Genomic DNA, 18398 nt, shown 5'->3' with positions numbered 1-18398 from the left:
GACTCCCGCACCCACGCACGCGTACCGAAAGGACAGCGAGGTGAACCACCCGATAACGGCCCAGGACAGCGGCGTTCTGCTGCTCAGCCATGTCGGTTACTCCTTCATGGAGGACCTGATCGCCGCGCTCGACGCGCGTGGACTGAGGAGTTACGTCCTGACCTCCCTGCCGGAACGGGAGCATGTTCCCGCCCGGCTGCACGACCTCGGGGCGAAAGCGACCCGGGTACGTTCCACCGACGACCACGTCCTGACCGGCGCCGACGTCGAGGCCTACCTCGGCGAACTGCGCGCGGACGGGGAGCGGGTCCTGGCCTGCGTCACCGTCTGGGAGGCGTACCGGCATCTGATGGCGCGGGCCAACGCGCTGCTCGGCGTGTCCGACCTCGACCCGGACGGGGTGCTGACGCTGCGCGACAAACTGGCGCTGCGCAACCGGCTGGCCGACGCCGGGCTGAGCGGGGTGCGGGCGGTGCCGCTCACCGAGGAGTCGCTCGCCGAGTACCGGGAACGGCCCGGGCGTTACTTCGTCAAGCCGGTGAGCGGGATCGCGTCCTACGGCACCTTCCCGCTGACGGCCGCGACGAGTTGGGCGGAGATCGAGCGGATCACCGCCGACGCCGGGGACGACACCGTGTACGCGTCCGCCTTCGGCGATTCGGGGCTGGCCTTCCTGATCGAGGACTATCTGCCGGGGCGCGAGTTCAGCTTCGAGGTGATCGCCGCCGACGGGGAGCCCTTCGTGGTCGCCGTGCACGAGAAGTGCGAGGTGACGGAGACCGACGGGGCCGTCCTGGAGAACGCCTGCACGAGCCCGCCGAAGTCACTCACCCCGGCGCAGACCGCCGAGGGCATCACCTGGGTCACCGGTCTCCTCACCCACCTGGAACTGGGCTGGGGCTGCTTCCACGTCGAGGCCCGGCACGACGGCACCCGGTGGGACCTGATCGAGGTCAACCCCCGGGTGGGCGGCAGCCTCATCTCGCACAGCGTGCGCGAACTCAACGGCGAGGCCAGCCTGTTGGACCTCTGGCTGGACCAACTGATCGCCACGGTGGACGGCACGACCGACCGCCTGCGCGAACGCCTGCGGCACCTCGCCTTCCGGGCCGACGGCACCAGCCCGGCGCCGAACGCCACCTTCTTCCGCGTCTTCTTCGCCGACCCCGGCCGCATCGCGCGGATCGGCATCGCCGACGACCTGCCCGCCCAGCCCGTCGTCTCGCAGATCCTCCTCACCGAGGGCGAGACGGTCGAACCCCGCTCCCGTGAGGTGTTCCTGGGCCAACTGCTGTGGGCCTTCCCGCACACCGAACGCGACCGGCTCCTCCCGGAGTTGGAGCGAACCTCCGAACACGCCGTGGACGTGCGCTACGAGCCCGTCACCGGTACCGAAACCCAGCCCGTGGCGACCCCCGACGCCGACTGACCAGCCGATCACCCGATCGCCCACAGGCAGGAGAACACCCACGATGTCCACCGCCCCGCCCAGGTTCCTGATCGTCGACTACAACCTGAGCCGCGTCGAGGACGTACAGCACATGAGCGCCTACGCACGGGAGAGGCACGGCGCGCTCACCACCCTCGTACGGGCCCGCCCGGACGAGACCGACGCCCGCGTCTGTGACGAGGCGATCGACCTCGACCCGCTCGACCCGGACTTCGCCGAGGCGGGCGAGAAGCTGCTCGGCCCGCGCCGCGAGGAGTTCGTGGCGGGCATCGTGTTCTCCGACAACGCGGTGCACAGCGGAGCCGACCTGCTGGAGCGCCTCGGCCTGCGCGTGGACGCCCCGGAACCGGCCGCGGGCGCCTTCTGCAAACTCACCTACCGCGACGCCGAGACCCGCCACGCCCCTCTGCTGGCGGCCCAGCGCGTGATGGTGCCGGACTTCGTACGGGTCGAATCCCCTGAGGAACTACGGGAGTTCGCCCTGCGCCACCCCGAGGGCTTCGTCGTCAAGCCCGCCAAGGAGGGCAACAACCGCGGAGTCGTCCTGGTGCGCCCCGGCGACGACCTCGACGCGGCGTTCGCGGAGGTCCTGCCGTATGTGGAGGACGGGGTGCTGTGCGAGGAACTCATCCCGTACGGGCGGGAGTTCTCCTACGACGGCCTCGGCCCGCTCTCCTTCGTCACCGAGAAGGTCAGCGCAGCCGGCCGGTACCCCGTCGAGGTCGCGCAGGTGCTGCCGGCCCGGGTGAGCCCCGTAGGACAGGCCACGCTGCGGCGGGCGGGCGAGCTGGCGAACTGGCTTGTCGGGCAGTGCGACGGCCCCTTCCACAACGAGATCAAGCTCAGCGACGACGACGCGCACGCCGCCGTGGTCGAGCCCAACCGGCGGCCGGCCGGCATGAAGATCTGGTCCCTGGCGCGCTGGGTGCACGACGTCGACCTGTACGAGAAGTGGGTCGACGCGGCCTTCGGCCACCCCGTCGAGGCACGGCTGCCGGTCCCCGACCGCGCCGCCGCCACCGCGATGCTCGGCGTCGGCGCCGACCGCGACTTCGCGCCCGCCGACGTCCGCCCGGGGGCCACGCCCTTCGAGGACGCCCTGGCGGCCACCCGCGCCCGGCACGGCCTGGCCCCCGACGACCTGACCGCCACCGAGTTCGGCTGGCTCGCGGACGAGCGCCGCGCGCTGCACGCCGTACCCCGCGACAACGCCGACTTCGCCGCCCAGTGCTGCCTGGTCCTGCGCTCCGCGCACACCGATGTCCGGGACGTCGTCCACACCCTGCGCGAGGTGTGGCCGGCCGCGCTCGACGCCGCCTGCGGCACCCCCCACGAGACCGCCCTGCTGGAGGCCCACCGATGAGGATCCTGATACTCCACCGCGTCCCGTATCCCAAGATCGAGTACCACCGGGGCATCGACCACGACCACCACGACGTCACGTACTTCGGCGTCCGCTCCGCCCTCGCCACCCTCCCCGCGGGCCTGCGCTGCGAGCAGGTCGAACGCGCGGGCACGGGCACGCCGTACGACGAGGCGGTGGCCTGGCTCGACGGGAACCCGCGATCGTTCGACCGGATCATCTCGATGTCCGAGTACGAACTCCTGGACGCGGCCCGCCTCAGGGAGCGGCTCGGTGTGCCCGGCGCCCCCGTGGAGCGAGTACTGCTCTCCCGCGACAAGGTGCTGATGAAGGCTGCCGTGGAGCGGGCCGGGCTGCGCGTACCGCGCTTCCTGCCGCTCGGCGACTTCCTGGAGCGGGCCGGCTCCGTGCCGTGGACCGGCGCGACCGTGCTGAAGCCGCACCGCGGCGCCTCCAGCGTCGATGTCGTCGTCTTCGGCAGCACGAAGGAGGCGTACGAGTCCGTCACCGACCGCCGCTCCGGGGTTGCCGAACTGGACGGCCCCGACGCCGCCGAGGCCCTGAGCGGCTTCGAGGTCGAGGAGTTCGTGGACGGTCCGGTGCTGCACTTCGACGGGCTGGTCGAGGAGGGCCGGGTGGTCGCCCTGACCGCCAGCGAGTACCTGGGCAACTGCCTCGCGTACGCGCAGGGCGTGCCGCTGGGCTCGTTCCAGATCCGGTTCGCGGAGGGCGCCGAGGAGTGGGTCGACCGCGCCCTGGCGGCCGTGGAGATCCGGGACGGCAGCTTCCACCTGGAGGCCATCCGGGACGACGGCGCACAGGAGTTGGTGTTCCTGGAGGTGGCCAACCGGGTCGGCGGCGCCGACGTGGCCGCCACCTTCGAACTGCGCACCGGCGTCCACCTCCCGTCCTGGGAATTGCGCGTCCTGCTGGGCGAGCGCGTCACCGGCAAACTCCCCGAGCCACCCGCCGAACCCCTCTGGTACGGCTGGTTCGTGCACCCCGGCCACCACCTCGGCGCCGGTGTCTTCGAGGGCTTCGACGGGGCCGACGCCTTCCGCGCGGACCCGCACGCGGTCACCTGGCAGGAACTGGCGCCCGGCGCCGACCTCCCCGACCACGTCACCTACGGCGCCCACGAGACGGCCCTCGCCGGCATCGCGTCCGGCGCGACCCCCGAGGAGACCCGGGACTGGATGGCACGCCTGTTCGCATCGCTGCGGATCCGCACCAGTGCGGGCGTCCACGAAGGAGCGCAGGCATGAGCACCGAGACATCCCAACTCCTCCGGTTCCACTGGGGATCGGCGCTGGACAGCGGCCAGAAGAAGTCGACGGAGAAGTACCGCGCCGACATCCTGGACCTGGAGGGCGCCCTGGACTTCGCCCGCGAGGCGGACTCCCTCGGCGTCGAGTCCCTGCTGATGGCGCAGAGTTACGGCCTGCCCGACCCGGTGCCGCTGCTCGGCGCGATGGTCCGGGAGACGAGGCGGGTGAAGTTCATCCTCGCCTACCGCCCGGGCCTCCTCTCCCCGACCCTGTTCACCCAGATGGTGAACACCGTCTCCTGGATGTCCAAGGGCCGCATCGCCCTCAACCTGGTCGCGGGCATCTCCCCGGTGGAGCAGGCCTATTACGGCGACTTCCTCGCCCACGACGACCGCTACGCCCGCGCCGAGGAGTTCCTCGACATCCTGCACCGCATGTGGAACGGCGAGACCCCGCTGACGTACGAGGGCAGTCACTACCGCCTCCAGGACGCCCAGTTGGGCCTCGGCCTGCACGAGGGCAAGCGCCCGGAGATCTACGTCAGCGGCGCCTCCGAGCCCGCCCAGCGGATGGCGCTGAAGTACGGCGACTGCTGGTTCCGGTACGGCGACACGCCTGCGGAGATCGGCAAGGTGACCGAGCCGTTCCTGGAGCAGGGACGTGAAGTGGGCCTGCGTATGCAGGTGTTGGCGCGTGCCACCCGCGAGGAGGCCCTGGAGGATCTCGCCGAGGTGATGCGCGACACCGACGAGGACCATCGCGCGTTCGTGGCGAAGTTCGTCGCCGCCGCCGACTCCCACGCGGTCCGCAACTCCTTCCGGCTCGCCGAACAGTCCGAGGACGGCTGGCTCTCCCCCATGATCTACTCCGGGGCCGTCGCCTACCGCGGCGGACCGGCCCTGTGCCTGGTGGGCAGCTACGCCGAGGTGGCCGCGTATCTGATGGAGTACAAGGCGGCCGGGGTGGGCCAGTTCATCTTCTCCGGCTGGCCCGCGCGCGACGAGATGCGGCACTTCTTCCACGGAGTGCTGCCCCTGGTACGGGAGTTGGAGCGGGGGACTCGGTGATCCGTACCCGCGCCGAGCGCGTCCGCCGGTTCTTCTTCAGTACCGGCGTGGTGTCCGGCCTGATGGCGGACCAGCTGGTGCTGTTCGCCGTCCCGCTGCTCATCTACAAGGAGACCGGGAAGGTCTCCACCCTGGGCCTGTCCTTCGCCCTGGAGTGGCTGCCCTGTCTGCTGATGTACCCGTTCGCGGGGCTGCTGGCCGACCGGGACGGCGGGCCTCGCCTGTTCTCACGCGCCAACACCGCGCGTGCGGGCGTCCTGGCCGCCACGCTCGTGCTCTGCCTGCTCCAGCCGTCCTGGACCGTCCCGCTGCTGATGGTCAACGGCGCACTGCTGGCGTCGGTGCTGCCGGCGGTGCGCATGTCGGTCGAGAAGGTCGTACCGCAGCTCGCCAAGGGCGATGACCTGCCGCGCACCCAGGCCCTGTTCCAGAACATGGAGCTGCTGGCCACCGCCCTCGGCCCCGGCCTGGCCGTGCTGGCCGCGGCCCTCCTCGGCAAGATCTGGCTGCTGGGCATGGCCGCGGCGCTGTTCGCGGGCGGCGCCGCCTGCTGGCAGGGCCTGCCGCGCATGAAGGGCACGGGCAGCGCGAGCGGCGCCGGCAGCGTCCGGGCGACCCTGTCCGACCTGGGGCTCGGCTGGCGGCTGCTGGTGACGAACCGTCCCGTCGTGCTGCTGGCCGGCCTCAACTTCGCCATCAACCTGGCCTTCGCGACCATGCTGGCCGCCAACCCCGCCGTGGTCACCGGCGAACTGGGCGCCCCGGAGTCGTCGTTCGCCCTGCTCAACATGCTCGTCGGGGTGACAGGCCTGGCGAACCTGGCGCTGACACCGATGCTGGTGAAGCGGTTCGGGGTGCCGTTCCTGGGCATCTTCGGCTACATCGTCCAGTGCGTGGCGCTGTTCGTGCTCTCCTTCGCCCCGACGTTCTCGCTCTACGCGACCGGGTTCGTGGTGGCGATGGTCGGGGTCGCCTACTTCAACGTGTTCAACCGCACCGAACGCGTCAAGGTGATCCCCGCCGACCACCTGGGCAAGGTGATGGGCCCCTTCTTCCTGGTGGGCCTGTCCTCGTATCCGATCGGGGGCCTGCTCATCAGCACGCTGGGCGCCTCGGTCGGACCGCAGCGGCTGGTCGCGATCCTCACGGTGCTGCTGGCGGTGGCCGGCGCGATCGCCATGCCGCTGACCATCCGCAGCTTCCGCGTGGCCCTGGCCGCCCTCCCGGACCCCGACACGACGCCCGACGCGACCCCCGCGACGGCCAAGGCATGACCGGCCCGATGACATCGCCGACGTCGATGACAAGGAGACCCCCGTGCGCACCCTCACCTGTAGCAACGCCGCCCCGGTGGACGCTGCGGCCTTCCGCGAGGCCATGTCACTGCTCGCCGCCCCGCTGACCGTGGTCACCACCCGGGACCCGGACGGCCGACGCTGGGGATTCACCGCGAGCTCGGTGACCTCGGCGTCCCTGGAACCGCCGCTGGTCGTCGTAGGCCTGTCCAACACCTCCAGCTGCCGGCCGGCGCTCGCCGAGGCGGACGCCTTCGTGGTCAACGTCCTCGGCGAGCGCCACACCGACGTGGCCCGCAGATTCTCCACCCGCGACGTCGACCGTTTCGCCGAGCACGACTTCGAGGACTGGCCCGGCGACCGACTGCCCCGCCTGGTCGACGCGCACGCGGCGATGCGCTGCCGCCTGGTGGAGCGCGTACCGGTGGGCGACCACCAGCTCCTGGTGGGCGAGTTGACGGGCCTGCACTCCGCCGCCAGGACCGCCGGCCCCCTGCTCTGGTACCGACGGGACTTCCGCACGACGACCCACCCTGCTTGACCACAAATCCGGCCCGACCATGCGCCCGGCCCGACCCGCGGGAGAACTCGCCCCGATGAAAACCAGACACGTCCTCCTCGCGGTCGCGATCACCGCGATCTGGGGCTTCAACTTCTCGGTCATCAAGATCGGCCTGGAGTCGGTCGACCCGTTCATCCTGGCCGGCATCCGCTTCACGCTGTGCGCGTTCCCCGCGGTGCTGTTCATCCGCCGCCCAGACGTGCCCTGGCGCTACCTGGTCGGATACGGCCTGGTCTTCGGCGTGGGCCTGTGGGGCGTGGTGAACCTGGGCGTGAAGGCCGGGGTGTCCGCGGGCATCGCCTCGCTGGTGCTGCAGCTCAGCGCGTTCCTGACGATCATGCTGGGCGCGGTCGTCTTCCGCGAGAAGCTCACCCGCCACCAGATCACCGGCACCGTGATCGCGCTGGGCGGCCTGGCCTGCACGACACTCCTCACGGACGGCAGCGTGAGCGCCGCGGGCCTGGCCCTGGTGGTCCTGGGCGCCTTCTCCTGGAGCACGGCCAACGTATTGCTGAAGAAGGCCGCCCCGACGGACATGGTCGCCTTCTTGGTGTGGTCCTGCGTGTTCGCGCCGATTCCCCTGTTCCTGCTGGACCTGGCGGTCAACGGCACGACGGGCTACACGGACCTGGGCACCCAACTGGACCTGACCGCCGTAGCGTCGATCCTCTTCCAGGCGTACCCGACAACCCTGTTCGCCTACGCGGTCTGGAACTGGCTCCTGAAGGAGTACCCGGTCTCCACGGTCGCCCCGCTGTCGCTGCTGGTGCCCCTGTTCGGCGTGGCCGGCTCGATGCTGATCTTCGGCGAGGACCTGCCCGCCCTCAAGATCTTCTCCGGCCTGCTGATCCTGCTGGGCCTGGTGATCAGCCTGTACGGCGCCCGTCTGCAAGCGGCGCTGACACGTCCCGAAGTACCGTCCGAGGAGGCACCCGCATGAAAACAGCAGCGCCCGCAATGATCCCCGGTGTGGTCGACGGCTCCGTGACCGCCTCGTCGGACCCGGACGGCACCGTCTCGTTCCACATCACCATCGGCGAGGCCACGGACAGCGGCAGCTACGTCGAACTGGTCGTCTCCGGCGAGCACGCCAGGCGGCTGGGCGCGACCCTGCTGGCGGAGGGAGAGCACGGTACGGGCGCGGGCGTGACGGAACCGGTGCCGTGCTCGGTCGGAGTACGGCTGGGCAACGACCACTTGATGTGACGCGGCGCGGCCCGGTTCAACGCCGCGGCGCGTCCAGCCCCAGCATCCGGTCCTTGAGGACGGGGAACTGCTCCCGTGTCGTAGCGACCTTCGAGGGATCGAACTCGACAGTGAGGATCTCCTCGCCCGCACCGGCCTCGGCCAGCACCTCACCCCACGGATCGACCACGATCGAGTGACCGGCCTGCGGAACTCCCGCGTGCGTACCGGCCGTTCCACAAGCAAGGACGTACGCCTGGTTCTCGACCGCCCGCGCCTGGGCCAGCAGCGTCCAGTGGGCCCGGCGGCGCTCCGGCCAGCCCGCCGGCAGGACGATGGTCTCGGCGCCGGCGTCGACGAGCCCGCGGAAGAGTTCGGGAAAGCGGAGGTCGTAGCAGGTGGCGAGCCCGAGGGTCGTCTCGGGCAGCCGGGCGGTCACGAGCTCACTCCCCGCACCCATCAACACGGCCTCGCCCTTGTCGAATCCGAAGCGGTGGATCTTGCGGTAGGCGGCGACGAGATCACCGGAGGGAGAGAAGAGGAGGGAGGTGTTGAAGAGGGGCCCGTCACCCGCGGCGGAGCCGCTGTCGGATGCAGCCCTCTCCGGAATGGACCCGGCGTGCAACCAAACGCCCGCGTCGCTGGCCGCCTTGGCCATGGCCTCGTAGGTGGGCCCCTCCAGCGGCTCGGCCTCACTGCCGAACTCCTGATAGGCGAACGCACCCGTGGTCCACAACTCCGGCAGCACGACGAGATCGGCGCCGGCCTGCTCCCGTACCAGCGAAGCAACCCGCTGACGCCGGGAATCGACCGATTCGGCCTGGTCTACGGCGATCTGGATGAGATGGGCGAGCACACTACCACCGTCCTGGCATTCGAGCCGTGCACACGGGCCTACGATCGTCACACCAAAGCACTGCCGGGGTGCCTCACAGCAGCGTAACTTAGCGTTCCAAGACACCCGCCGACAGTTCACCGTCCCCGCCGACACCGCCGTCAGCAGACGACATCAGCCGTCGCCCGCCGTCACCCGCTGCCATCACCTGCCCGAGTTCCGACCGCCCGAGGGGTCCCGTTCCGTGAGTCTGCATCCCACTCTCCAGCCCTACGCCGACGCCTGGACCCACTCCATCGAAGCGATATCCGAGCTGGTGCAACCCCTTGTGGAGGGCGAGTGGAATCGGCGGACCCCCTGCCCCGGCTGGTCCGTCCGCGATGTCGTCTCCCATGTCATCGGCCTCGACTGCGAGATGCTCGGCGACCCGCGCCCCATCCACACGCTGCCCCGTGACCTGTTCCACGTCACCAACGAGCACCAGCGCTACATGGAGATGCAGGTCGACGTCCGCCGCCACCACACGGCACCGGAGATGACGTCCGAGCTGGAGTACACGGTCATCCGCCGCAACCGCCAGCTGCGCAACGAGTCCCGCGAGCCCGGCACGAAGGTGCGCGGCCCGCTCGGCACCGAGATCACCCTCGAAGCGGCGATGCGCTACCGCGCGTTCGACGTGTGGGTACACGAACAGGACCTGCGCGCGGCCCTGGGCCGCCCCGGCAACCTCGACTCCCCCGGCGCGCAGATAGCCCGCGACTACCTCCTGGCCGCGCTCCCGGAGATCGTGGCCAAGGACGCGGGCGCCCCCCGCAGTTCGGCGATCGTCTTCGACGTCCACGGCCCCATCGAGTTCCTCCGCACGATCCGAGTGGACATCCAGGGCCGAGGCACCCTGGAAACGGCCCCCGCACTGGGCCCCGCCGCGACCCTCACCCTGGACTGGGAGACTTACGTCCGCCTGGCGTGCGGCCGAGTGACCCTGGAGTCGGCGGCGGACCGTATCAAGGCGGAGGGGGATCCGGAACTCACGGCGGGGATACTGCGGAACTTCACGGTGACGCAGTGATTCTCAGCCCGTCCGGCGATTGAGGACAAGGCCCGTTCAGGGCCGACAGCGGGGGTCTGGGGGCGCAGCCCCCAGGACCGCCCGCACCAACACCCCCGGTGCTACGCGGGAACGTGGACTGTGGACACCCGGCTCGCAACCAACCGTTCCCGCTCCCTCCGAGCCGCCCTCTTCCGCAACCGCAGAATCTGGCTCACCCCCACCCCCTGAAGAACGAACACCACCGAGAACGCCACGGCGTAGTCACCCCCCGTGGCATCCAACAGCACCCCGATCGCGAACAACGTCGTCATCGAGGCGACAAAGCCCCCCATGTTCGTGATCCCGGACGCCGTACCCTGCCGCTCAGGCGGATTCGCGGGCCGCGCGAAGTCGAACCCGAGCATCGAAGCCGGCCCGCAAGCACCAAGCACCGCACACATCACAACCAACAGCCACATCGGCGCATGCTCACCGGGGAACACCAGCACCGCCGCCCACACAACCGCCGTAGCCCCGACCGTGCCCAACGCCAGAGGCAACCGCGCCATGTGATGCCGGGCGACGACCTGCCCGTAGACGAGCCCGACGACCATGTTCGAGAGCACGACGAGCGTGAGCAGTTCCCCGGCCGTGGCCCGGGACAGCCCCTGCGCCTCGACAAGGAACGGCAGACCCCACAGCAGCAGGAACACCATCGCCGGGAACTGGGTGGTGAAGTGCACCCACAGCCCCAGCCGGGTCCCCGGCTCCCGCCACGACGCGGCGATCTGCCGACGGACGTACGCGGCCCCCTGATGCGGGAACGGCTCAGGCTCGTGCCCCTCGGGATGATCCTTGAGGAAGAGCACGAGCAGCACGAACACGACACCGCCCATGACCGCGCTCCCGGCGAACGCGGCCGTCCACCCGACCCCGTGCAGCAGCCGCGCCAGCACCAGCGTGGAGACGAGGTTGCCCGCCATGCCCGCGAGCCCCGCGAGCTGGGCGACGAGCGGTCCACGCCGCGCCGGGAACCACCGGGTACCGAGCCGCAGCACGCTGATGAAGGTCATCGCGTCACCGCACCCGAGCAGCGCGCGCGAGGCGAGCGCGGTGCCGTACGAGGGGGAGAAGGCGAAGCCGAGCTGCCCGGCGGTGAACAGCACAACTCCCAGCCCCAGCACCTTCTTGGTGCCGAGCCGGTCGACCAGCAGCCCGACGGGTATCTGCATGCCCGCGTAGACCAGCAGCTGAAAGATCGAGAAGGTGGACAGGGCGGAGGCGTTGACGTGGAAGCGGTCCGCGGCGTCGAGGCCGGCGACCCCCAGGGACGTACGGAAGATGACGGCGACGAAGTAGACGGAGACGCCGATGCCCCACACCGCGACGGCGCGGCGGCCGCCGGGCGGATCCCCCGGGAGGGTGGTGGCGGAGGTGGCGGATCTCATCGGACCTCACCCCGGGCGAGATGCGAGAACCAGTCGACGTGCCGGTGGACGATGCCGACGGCCGCCTCGGTGTCGCCGGAGCGCAGCGCGTCCAGGATCTCCTCGTGCTCGACAAGCGTCTTGGTGATCCGGTCGGGGTGCGAGTGCATGATGGCGACGCCCATCCGCAGTTGCCGGTCGCGGAGTTGGTCGTAGAGGCGGGAGAGGATCTCGTTGCCGCCGCTGCGGACGATCTCGGCGTGGAAGCAGCGGTCGGTGACGGCGGCCCCGGCGAGGTCGCCGGCGGCGGCCTGTTCCTTCTGGCGTGCGAGGAGTTCTTCGAGTCGCTCGATGAGGGCCGGCGGGGCGGGTACGGCCTTGCGCGCCGCGTGTTCCTCCACGAGCAGCCGGGTCTCGACGACGTCGGCTATCTCCTGCGCGGAGACGGGCAGGACGAGCGCGCCCTTCTTCGGGTAGAGCTTGATCAGCCCCTCGACCTCAAGCCGCAGCAGCGCCTCGCGCACCGGGGTCCGGGAGACCCCGACGGCCTCGGCGAGCTCGCCCTCGGTGAGGAGGGTGCCGCCCTCGTAGCGCCGGTCCAGGACGCCTTGCTTGACGTGGGTGTAGACGCGGTCGGCGGCGGGTGGTTGCTTCGTGGGAGGGGCCGTAGAGGACGACGCGGCGGACACAGCGGGCGGGGCTGAAGGCATGCGCACATGTTAGATACAACGCGTACGCATGAGGAGAGCGGTCCATCATGCGGACGGGACCGTATCGAGCACGTCACAGAACTCAGCTTGGCCCCAGCAGGCGCACAACTTTCCGTGCTACTTACGTGTCACACACATGCGGCCCCACTTTCTCCCCCTCACAACTCGGCCGCACCACTGGGGCATTCGACGTATTCGGGGTATTTCAGTTGATAACCGCCATCAAGGGCTTCCGTGTCCGCAGAGCCGCAGCCGTCGCCGTCACGGCCGGCGCAGTGCTCGCCACCGGAGCTCTCACCGCGGCACCGGCGCAGGCTGTCACGACGCCCACCATCACCGCCAAGAGCGGGTACCTGATGAACAGCGCCACCGGTACGACCCTCTTCAGCAAGACCGCGGCAACGCACCGGCTCACCGCCTCCACCACCAAGATCATGACCGCGAAGGTCGTGCTCACGCAGTCGAACCTGAACCTGGACGCCAAGGTCACGATCAAGAAGGCGTACAGCGACTACATCGTCTCCAAGGGCGCCTCGTCGGCCCACCTGATCGTCGGCGACAAGGTCACCGTCCGCCAGCTGCTCTACGGGATGATGCTCCCGTCCGGCTGCGACGCCGCGATGGCCCTCGCCGACAAGTTCGGCACCGGCACGACCGTGGCCGCGCGCACGAAGAACTTCATCGCCAAGATGAACAACAAGGCTTCGGCACTCGGCATGACGAACACGCACTTCGACTCGTTCGACGGCATCAGCAACGGCTCCAACTACTCCACGGCGAAGGACCTGACGCTCCTCGCCCGCAGCACGATGAAGAGCTCCACCTTCAAGTCCGTCGTGAAGACCAAGTCGTACACGGCGAAGACGATCACGAGCAGCGGCTCCACGCGCACCATGTCGCCGTGGACGAACACCAACACCCTGCTCGGCTGGAACGGCACGCTCGGCATCAAGACCGGCTCCGGCACCTCGGCCCAGTACTGCCTCGTCTTCGCCGCCACGCTCAACGGCGAGTCGGTCATGGGCGCGGTCCTCACCGCCTCCTCGGCGGCCAACCGCACGGCGGACGTGAAGAAGCTCATCAACTACGGCTACGCCAGGATCAGCTGACGTCCCTCGCAACAAACACCCGAAGGCCCGCCGCCACCAGCGCGGCGGGCCTTGTGTCTGTCTTGCACGCAGCGGCGGTCCGGCGCAGCGAAATCGGCGATCTTCGCTCGCAATCGTGAACATTCATGCATGGGCTGGCATGTTCGATTTCCTCCGCTCTACGGTCCGCGGCGGAGGTGGTTCACGTGATCGAACCCAGCAAGCACGACCCCAACCCGCGCATGCGGCACGAGGCGATCGACATCGGCGACTTCGTGTACGCGGCTACAGGGGCCCGCGTACGACGGCTGACCATGCCGGACGCGGCGCATTGGTTCCCGGCGGTGGATGTGTGCAGGCAGTTGGGGCACACCAATCCGTAGAAGGCGCTCTCCGACCATGTCCCAGAGGACCATCGAGAAACTCTTGAGACCCTAACTGGAGGTTACGGTCTCAGCATTCCCGCAGGTAGAGAGTGGCGTCGAGACCTGAACGTCATCTCTCTCCAAGGTCTGATCCTTCTGGTCAACGCGTGCACAAAGCCCACTTGCCTGCCCTTCAAGCAGTGGGTCGCCGAGGTGATCGAGACGGTCCAGCGGGACGGCTCCTACAGGCTCGCAGTAGCCGAGGTACAGCCCTCCGGACCTGAGGGCCCTATCGCCTACGCGATGCCGGAACAAGTCGCGGAGGCCATTGTCCGGCTCGAAGAGCGCAATCTGCAGGCCGACGAACAATTCACCGCCGCCCAAGACAGGTCGCTCGCCCTGCAACAGGAGATGGTGGAGATGCAGCGCGCCGCCCTCACCGCGCAGCAAACCATGGCCCAGGCCATGGAACGCATCGCGGACCAGCTCGCCATGCTGGCCCTCGACCGTCCGGCGCCCACCACAGCCTCGTGTCCGCAGCCGACGACGGAGTCCGTGCTGGCCGACTGGCGGCGGCGGTTGTCCGTGACGGAGGACGTCTGGACCGTGGCCGTGGTCATCGCCCCGGTCCTCGTCGCTGAGGGTGTGCTCCGCCAGCCGCTCGACTCGATCGCGGCACGTACGGGTCTGTCCGTGCACCGCGTCAACGAATGTATGCGGCTGCTGCGCAAACACGCCTGTATCCGCTCGCAGGGGGCGACGGACGACGGGGCACCGGTGTACGTGCTCAACCAGCCCTGACCGACCTCACGAATGAAGGGGCGGCCGCAAATCGAAGTTGCGGCCGTCCCTTCAGACTTCAACCTATACCGCCTATGCCGCCCCGGACCGTCACCCCCAGGTGATCAACTTCTTCGGCTGCTCCAGAATCGCCGCCACATCCGCCAGGACCTTGGAGCCCAACTCCCCGTCCACCAACCGGTGATCGAAGCTCAGCGCCAACGTCGTCACCTGACGTGGCTTCACCTTGCCCTTGTGGACCCACGGCTGGAGTTTGATCGCGCCGACGGCCAGGATCGCGGCCTCGCCCGGGGGGAGGATGGGCGTGCCTGTGTCGACGCCGAAGACACCGACGTTGGTGATGGTCACCGTGCCGCCCTGCATCGCCGCCGGGGTTGTCTTGCCGTCCCGGGCCACCGCGACCAGCTCGCTCAGCGCCTCCGCGAGTTGCGGGAGCGTCTTGGCGTGGGCGTCCTTGATGTTCGGGACGATCAGGCCTCGGGGAGTGGCGGCCGCGATGCCCAGGTTGACGTAGTGCTTCTGCACGATCTCCTGGTTGGCCTCGTCCCAGGACGCGTTGACGTCGGGGTGGCGTTTGATCGCGACCAGCAGGGCCTTGGCGATCAGCAGGAGCGGGTTGACCCGCACGCCCTGCATCTCCTTGTCCTGCTTGAGCTCCTCGACCAGCTTCATCGTGCGGGTCACGTCGACCGTCACGAACTCCGTGACATGTGGCGCCGTGAACGCCGAGCCGACCATCGCCGCCGCGGTCGCCTTGCGCACTCCCTTGACCGGGATACGGGTCTCACGCGCCGTGTCGTACGTGGTCACCGGGGCCGGAGCCGGGGCGGTGACCGGCACCGGCGTCACCGGCTCGGGGGCCTTCGGCGGAGCCACCGCCGCGTGGACGTCCTCGCGCGTGATGATGCCGTCCGGGCCGGAAGGGGTCACCGTGGCCAGGTCGACGCCCAGGTCCTTCGCCAGCTTGCGCACCGGCGGCTTCGCCAGCGGGCGCTCCTTCACCGAAGCCGACGCCGGGGCGGCGGCTGGGGCTGCCGCTGGGGCGGGGCCGTGGCCGTGGCCGTTCAGCTCGGTCTGGATCGCCTTCGACGCCTCCTGGACCGGATCCTGGGCCGGGATCTCGGGGCCCTTGCGGGGGCGGCGCTTGGTCGAGGAAGTGGCCACGCCGTAGCCGACCAGGACCGGGGTGCGGCCCTCGGGCTTCTTCTCGGCGGGGGGCGCGACCGGGGCCGCGACGGGAGCCTCGGCCACCGGAGTCGCGGTCTCAGGAGCCGCGGTGCCGCCCGTCACATCCACGGCGATGATCGACGTGCCCACGTCCACCGTGGTGCCCTCGGGGAAGTGGAGCGCGGTCACGACTCCGTCGTAGGGGATGGGGAGTTCGACGGCGGCCTTGGCCGTCTCGACCTCGCACACCACCTGGCCGTCCGTCACCGTGTCGCCTGGCTGGACGTACCACTTGAGGATCTCGGCCTCGGTGAGTCCCTCGCCCACGTCGGGCATCTTGAACTCGCGTACGGACGCTTCGGTCATCGTCGTCACGACCCTCTCCTCAGTACGCCAGGGCGCGGTCGACGGCGTCGAGCACCCGGTCCAGGCCCGGCAGGTACTCGTCCTCCAGGCGGGCCGGCGGATACGGGGCGTGGTAGCCGCCGACCCGGAGCACCGGGGCCTCCAGGTGGTAGAAGCAGCGCTCCGTGATCCGGGCCGCGATCTCCGCGCCCGCGCCGAAGAACACCGGCGCCTCGTGGACGACCACCAGTCGGCGGGTCTTCTCGACGGAGGCCTGGATGGAGTCGAAGTCGAGCGGGGACACCGAGCGCAGGTCGAGGACCTCCAGGGACTTGCCCTCCTCGGCGGCCGCGTCGGCGACCTCGTGGCAGAGCTTCACCATCGGGCCGTAGGCGACGAGCGTGAGGTCGGTGCCCTCGCGGACGACGCGTGCCTTGTGCAGTGGGCCGGGGATGGCCTCGGTGTTGACTTCGCCCTTGTCCCAGTAGCGCCGCTTGGGCTCGAAGAAGATCACCGGGTCGTCGCTCTGGATGGCCTGCTGCATCATCCAGTAGGCGTCCGACGCGTTCGACGGGGACACCACCTTCAGGCCCGCCACGTGCGCGAACAGGGACTCCGGGGACTCGGAGTGGTGTTCCACCGCGCCGATGCCGCCGCCGTAGGGGATGCGGACCACGACCGGGAGTTTGACCTTGCCCAGCGAGCGCGCGTGCATCTTCGCGAGCTGCGTGACGATCTGGTCGTAGGCCGGGAAGACGAAGCCGTCGAACTGGATCTCCACGACCGGGCGGTAGCCGCGCAGGGCCAGGCCGATCGCCGTGCCGACGATGCCGGACTCGGCCAGCGGGGTGTCGATGACCCGCTCCTCGCCGAAGTCCTTCTGCAGGCCGTCGGTGACGCGGAAGACGCCGCCGAGTTTGCCGACGTCCTCGCCCATGACGAGGACCTTGGGGTCGGAGTCGAGGGCGTGGCGCAGCGATTCGGTGATCGCCTTGGCCAGGGCCATGCTTTTGAAAGATGCAGCCTTGAACGTCACAGTCTCCGTAGCCATGATCAGACCCCCTCTCCCGTTACGTCCGCGAACGACGCCTGGTAGGCGGCGAACTGGGCGCGCTCCTCGTCGACGAGCGCGTGCCCGTCCGCGTACGCGTGCTCGAAGATGGCGAACCGGTCCGGGTCCGGCATGGCACGGACCGCTTCGCGCACTCGCCTTCCCAACGCCTCGCTCTCGGCCTCCAGTTCCGCGAAAAATCCCTCGTCCGCGTGGTTTGAGGCTTCGAGATACGTGCGCAGGCGGGCGATCGGGTCCTTCGCCTCCCAGGCGACCCGCTCGTCGTCGTGGCGGTAGCGGGTCGGGTCGTCGGAGGTGGTGTGGGCGCCCATGCGGTAGGTGAACGCCTCGACCAGGGTCGGGCCCTCGCCGTTGCGGGCGCGCTCCAGCGCCCACTTGGTGACCGCGAGACAGGCCAGCACGTCGTTGCCGTCGACCCGGACGCCCGGGAAGCCGAAGCCCTGCGCGCGCTGGTAGAGCGGGACGCGGGTCTGCTTCTCGGTCGGTTCGGAGATCGCCCACTGGTTGTTCTGGCAGAAGAACACCACGGGCGCGTTGTAGACCGCGGAGAACGTGAACGACTCCGCCACGTCGCCCTGGCTGGAGGCGCCGTCGCCGAAGTAGGCGATGACCGCGGCGTCCGCGCCGTCCTTGGCGATGCCCATCGCGTAGCCCGTGGCGTGCAGTGTCTGGGCGCCGATGACGATCGTGTAGAGGTGGAAGTTGTTGCTGTTGGGGTCCCAGCCGCCGTTGTTCACGCCGCGGAACATGCCGAGCAGGTTGGCCGGGTCGACCCCGCGGCACCAGGCGACGCCGTGCTCGCGGTAGGTCGGGAAGACGTAGTCGTCCTCCCGGGTGGCGCGGCCTGAGCCGATCTGGGCGGCCTCCTGGCCGAGCAGCGAGGCCCACAGGCCCAGCTCGCCCTGGCGTTGGAGGGAGGTGGCCTCGGCGTCGAAGCGGCGGGTGAGCACCATGTCGCGGTACAGGCCGCGGAGCTCTTCGGGAGTGATGCCGGCGACGTACTTGTCGTAGGTGGCGTTCTTGACGCGCTTGCCCTCGGGCGTCAGCAGCTGAACGAGTTCGGGCTGGGTGCTCGGGGACTTCTTGGTCCCGGCGCTGCGTCGCGGCTTGCGCGCGGCAGTGCTCTCCACGGTCACGTGTGCTCCTCCGTCGGTCCGGCCCCCGGGATTGCCGGGTGAACCAGTGCGGCTCGCCTGGTCCGGCACCCGTGCACGGGGTGGGTGCCACTCGGCCGGAACAGGCGTGACAGGTGCCCCGGCCAGCGCCCTGCAACAATCACGTTACCCAGTGCTCCACATTTCTGTGAAACCCCCTTTGACCTGCGATTTTGCTTGGATTTCCAAGTAAATCGGGTACAGCCCGAAGGGG

Annotated in this window: 16 protein-coding genes and 1 pseudogene; 11 read left to right on the top strand and 6 right to left on the bottom strand. The window is 69.6% G+C overall.

The features are described 5' to 3' along the window. The first annotated feature begins 40 nt into the window (after positions 1 to 40). Genes AC5DRG_RS27335 through AC5DRG_RS27300 form a run of 8 tightly spaced genes read left to right on the top strand, consistent with a single transcriptional unit; the run spans position 41 to position 8211 of the window. Positions 41 to 1429 carry an ATP-grasp domain-containing protein gene (locus AC5DRG_RS27335; protein ID WP_491802088.1) on the top strand — a complete coding sequence of 463 codons (1389 nt, stop codon included), beginning with the start codon at positions 41 to 43 and terminating at the stop codon, positions 1427 to 1429. Positions 1430 to 1472: 43 nt separating this feature from the next. Beyond that, positions 1473 to 2813, top strand: a complete 1341-nt coding sequence (locus AC5DRG_RS27330; protein WP_491802087.1) for an ATP-grasp domain-containing protein — start codon at positions 1473 to 1475, stop codon at positions 2811 to 2813. Continuing rightward, a complete protein-coding gene (locus AC5DRG_RS27325; protein WP_491802086.1) occupies positions 2810 to 4078 on the top strand; it encodes an ATP-grasp domain-containing protein in 1269 nt (422 codons plus the stop codon). The genes AC5DRG_RS27330 and AC5DRG_RS27325 overlap by 4 nt, the downstream gene beginning before the upstream one ends. Beyond that, positions 4075 to 5148 (top strand): LLM class flavin-dependent oxidoreductase, encoded by a 1074-nt coding sequence (locus AC5DRG_RS27320; protein ID WP_491802085.1) that lies wholly within the window; start codon positions 4075 to 4077, stop codon positions 5146 to 5148. Before AC5DRG_RS27325 ends, AC5DRG_RS27320 begins: the two co-directional genes overlap by 4 nt. After that, complete coding sequence (locus tag AC5DRG_RS27315; RefSeq protein ID WP_491802084.1) at positions 5145 to 6422, top strand: MFS transporter; 1278 nt, start codon at positions 5145 to 5147, stop codon at positions 6420 to 6422. The genes AC5DRG_RS27320 and AC5DRG_RS27315 overlap by 4 nt, the downstream gene beginning before the upstream one ends. A gap of 43 nt (positions 6423 to 6465) precedes the next feature. After that, positions 6466 to 6984 carry a flavin reductase family protein gene (locus AC5DRG_RS27310; RefSeq protein ID WP_491802083.1) on the top strand — a complete coding sequence of 173 codons (519 nt, stop codon included), beginning with the start codon at positions 6466 to 6468 and terminating at the stop codon, positions 6982 to 6984. A 55-nt stretch (positions 6985 to 7039) separates the two neighbouring features. Then, the gene (locus tag AC5DRG_RS27305; RefSeq protein ID WP_491802082.1) at positions 7040 to 7945 is read left to right on the top strand and encodes an EamA family transporter; all 906 of its coding nucleotides are present in this window, start codon (positions 7040 to 7042) and stop codon (positions 7943 to 7945) included. Continuing rightward, positions 7942 to 8211, top strand: a complete 270-nt coding sequence (locus AC5DRG_RS27300) for a hypothetical protein (protein ID WP_491802081.1) — start codon at positions 7942 to 7944, stop codon at positions 8209 to 8211. Before AC5DRG_RS27305 ends, AC5DRG_RS27300 begins: the two co-directional genes overlap by 4 nt. A gap of 16 nt (positions 8212 to 8227) precedes the next feature. Here the strand turns inward: AC5DRG_RS27300 and AC5DRG_RS27295 are convergent, their stop codons facing one another. After that, positions 8228 to 9046 carry a carbon-nitrogen family hydrolase gene (locus AC5DRG_RS27295; RefSeq protein WP_491802080.1) on the bottom strand — a complete coding sequence of 273 codons (819 nt, stop codon included), beginning with the start codon at positions 9044 to 9046 and terminating at the stop codon, positions 8228 to 8230. A 223-nt stretch (positions 9047 to 9269) separates the two neighbouring features. Between AC5DRG_RS27295 and AC5DRG_RS27290 the strand changes: the two genes are divergently transcribed. Beyond that, positions 9270 to 10094 carry a maleylpyruvate isomerase family mycothiol-dependent enzyme gene (locus AC5DRG_RS27290; protein WP_491802079.1) on the top strand — a complete coding sequence of 275 codons (825 nt, stop codon included), beginning with the start codon at positions 9270 to 9272 and terminating at the stop codon, positions 10092 to 10094. Between the two features lie 101 nt (positions 10095 to 10195). On the opposite strand, the gene AC5DRG_RS27285 is transcribed toward AC5DRG_RS27290, so the two are convergent. Then, on the bottom strand, positions 10196 to 11503 hold the full coding sequence (locus AC5DRG_RS27285; RefSeq protein WP_491802078.1) for an MFS transporter: 1308 nt from the start codon (positions 11501 to 11503) through the stop codon (positions 10196 to 10198). After that, entirely contained in the window at positions 11500 to 12192 is a 693-nt protein-coding gene (locus AC5DRG_RS27280) for a GntR family transcriptional regulator (protein ID WP_491802077.1), read from the bottom strand. Before AC5DRG_RS27280 ends, AC5DRG_RS27285 begins: the two co-directional genes overlap by 4 nt. Positions 12193 to 12401: 209 nt before the next feature. Between AC5DRG_RS27280 and AC5DRG_RS27275 the strand changes: the two genes are divergently transcribed. Both AC5DRG_RS27275 and AC5DRG_RS27270 read left to right on the top strand, forming a co-directional pair. Beyond that, positions 12402 to 13301 carry a D-alanyl-D-alanine carboxypeptidase family protein gene (locus AC5DRG_RS27275; RefSeq protein ID WP_491802076.1) on the top strand — a complete coding sequence of 300 codons (900 nt, stop codon included), beginning with the start codon at positions 12402 to 12404 and terminating at the stop codon, positions 13299 to 13301. Positions 13302 to 13486: 185 nt separating this feature from the next. Continuing rightward, a pseudogene (locus tag AC5DRG_RS27270) lies at positions 13487 to 14446 on the top strand (BRO-N domain-containing protein). A 90-nt stretch (positions 14447 to 14536) separates the two neighbouring features. Here AC5DRG_RS27270 and AC5DRG_RS27265 read toward each other — a convergent pair. The 3 genes from AC5DRG_RS27265 to pdhA are packed head-to-tail and all read right to left on the bottom strand — an operon-like array spanning position 14537 to position 18166. Continuing rightward, positions 14537 to 15988, bottom strand: a complete 1452-nt coding sequence (locus AC5DRG_RS27265) for a dihydrolipoamide acetyltransferase family protein (RefSeq protein ID WP_491802075.1) — start codon at positions 15986 to 15988, stop codon at positions 14537 to 14539. A gap of 10 nt (positions 15989 to 15998) precedes the next feature. Beyond that, positions 15999 to 17009, bottom strand: coding sequence for an alpha-ketoacid dehydrogenase subunit beta (locus tag AC5DRG_RS27260; RefSeq protein ID WP_491802074.1), 1011 nt, complete (start codon positions 17007 to 17009; stop codon positions 15999 to 16001). Between the two features lie 2 nt (positions 17010 to 17011). Next, on the bottom strand, positions 17012 to 18166 hold the full coding sequence (pdhA, locus tag AC5DRG_RS27255; protein ID WP_491802073.1) for a pyruvate dehydrogenase (acetyl-transferring) E1 component subunit alpha: 1155 nt from the start codon (positions 18164 to 18166) through the stop codon (positions 17012 to 17014). Positions 18167 to 18398 lie beyond the last annotated feature (232 nt).

It is taken from the genome of Streptomyces sp. JLBG701 (assembly GCF_058544905.1).
The sequence above is the reverse complement of the archived record's forward strand: the minus strand, read 5'-3'. Positions and strand labels throughout refer to the sequence as shown.

Coding starts and splice junctions, on each gene's coding strand:
- AC5DRG_RS27330 (WP_491802087.1), top strand. CDS start 1,473: ATGTCCACCGCCCCGCCCAGGTTCCTGATCGTCGACTACAACCTGAGC.
- AC5DRG_RS27325 (WP_491802086.1), top strand. CDS start 2,810: ATGAGGATCCTGATACTCCACCGCGTCCCGTATCCCAAGATCGAGTAC.
- AC5DRG_RS27320 (WP_491802085.1), top strand. CDS start 4,075: ATGAGCACCGAGACATCCCAACTCCTCCGGTTCCACTGGGGATCGGCG.
- AC5DRG_RS27305 (WP_491802082.1), top strand. CDS start 7,040: ATGAAAACCAGACACGTCCTCCTCGCGGTCGCGATCACCGCGATCTGG.
- AC5DRG_RS27300 (WP_491802081.1), top strand. CDS start 7,942: ATGAAAACAGCAGCGCCCGCAATGATCCCCGGTGTGGTCGACGGCTCC.
- AC5DRG_RS27285 (WP_491802078.1), bottom strand. CDS start 11,503: ATGAGATCCGCCACCTCCGCCACCACCCTCCCGGGGGATCCGCCCGGC.
- AC5DRG_RS27280 (WP_491802077.1), bottom strand. CDS start 12,192: ATGCCTTCAGCCCCGCCCGCTGTGTCCGCCGCGTCGTCCTCTACGGCC.
- AC5DRG_RS27260 (WP_491802074.1), bottom strand. CDS start 17,009: ATGGCTACGGAGACTGTGACGTTCAAGGCTGCATCTTTCAAAAGCATG.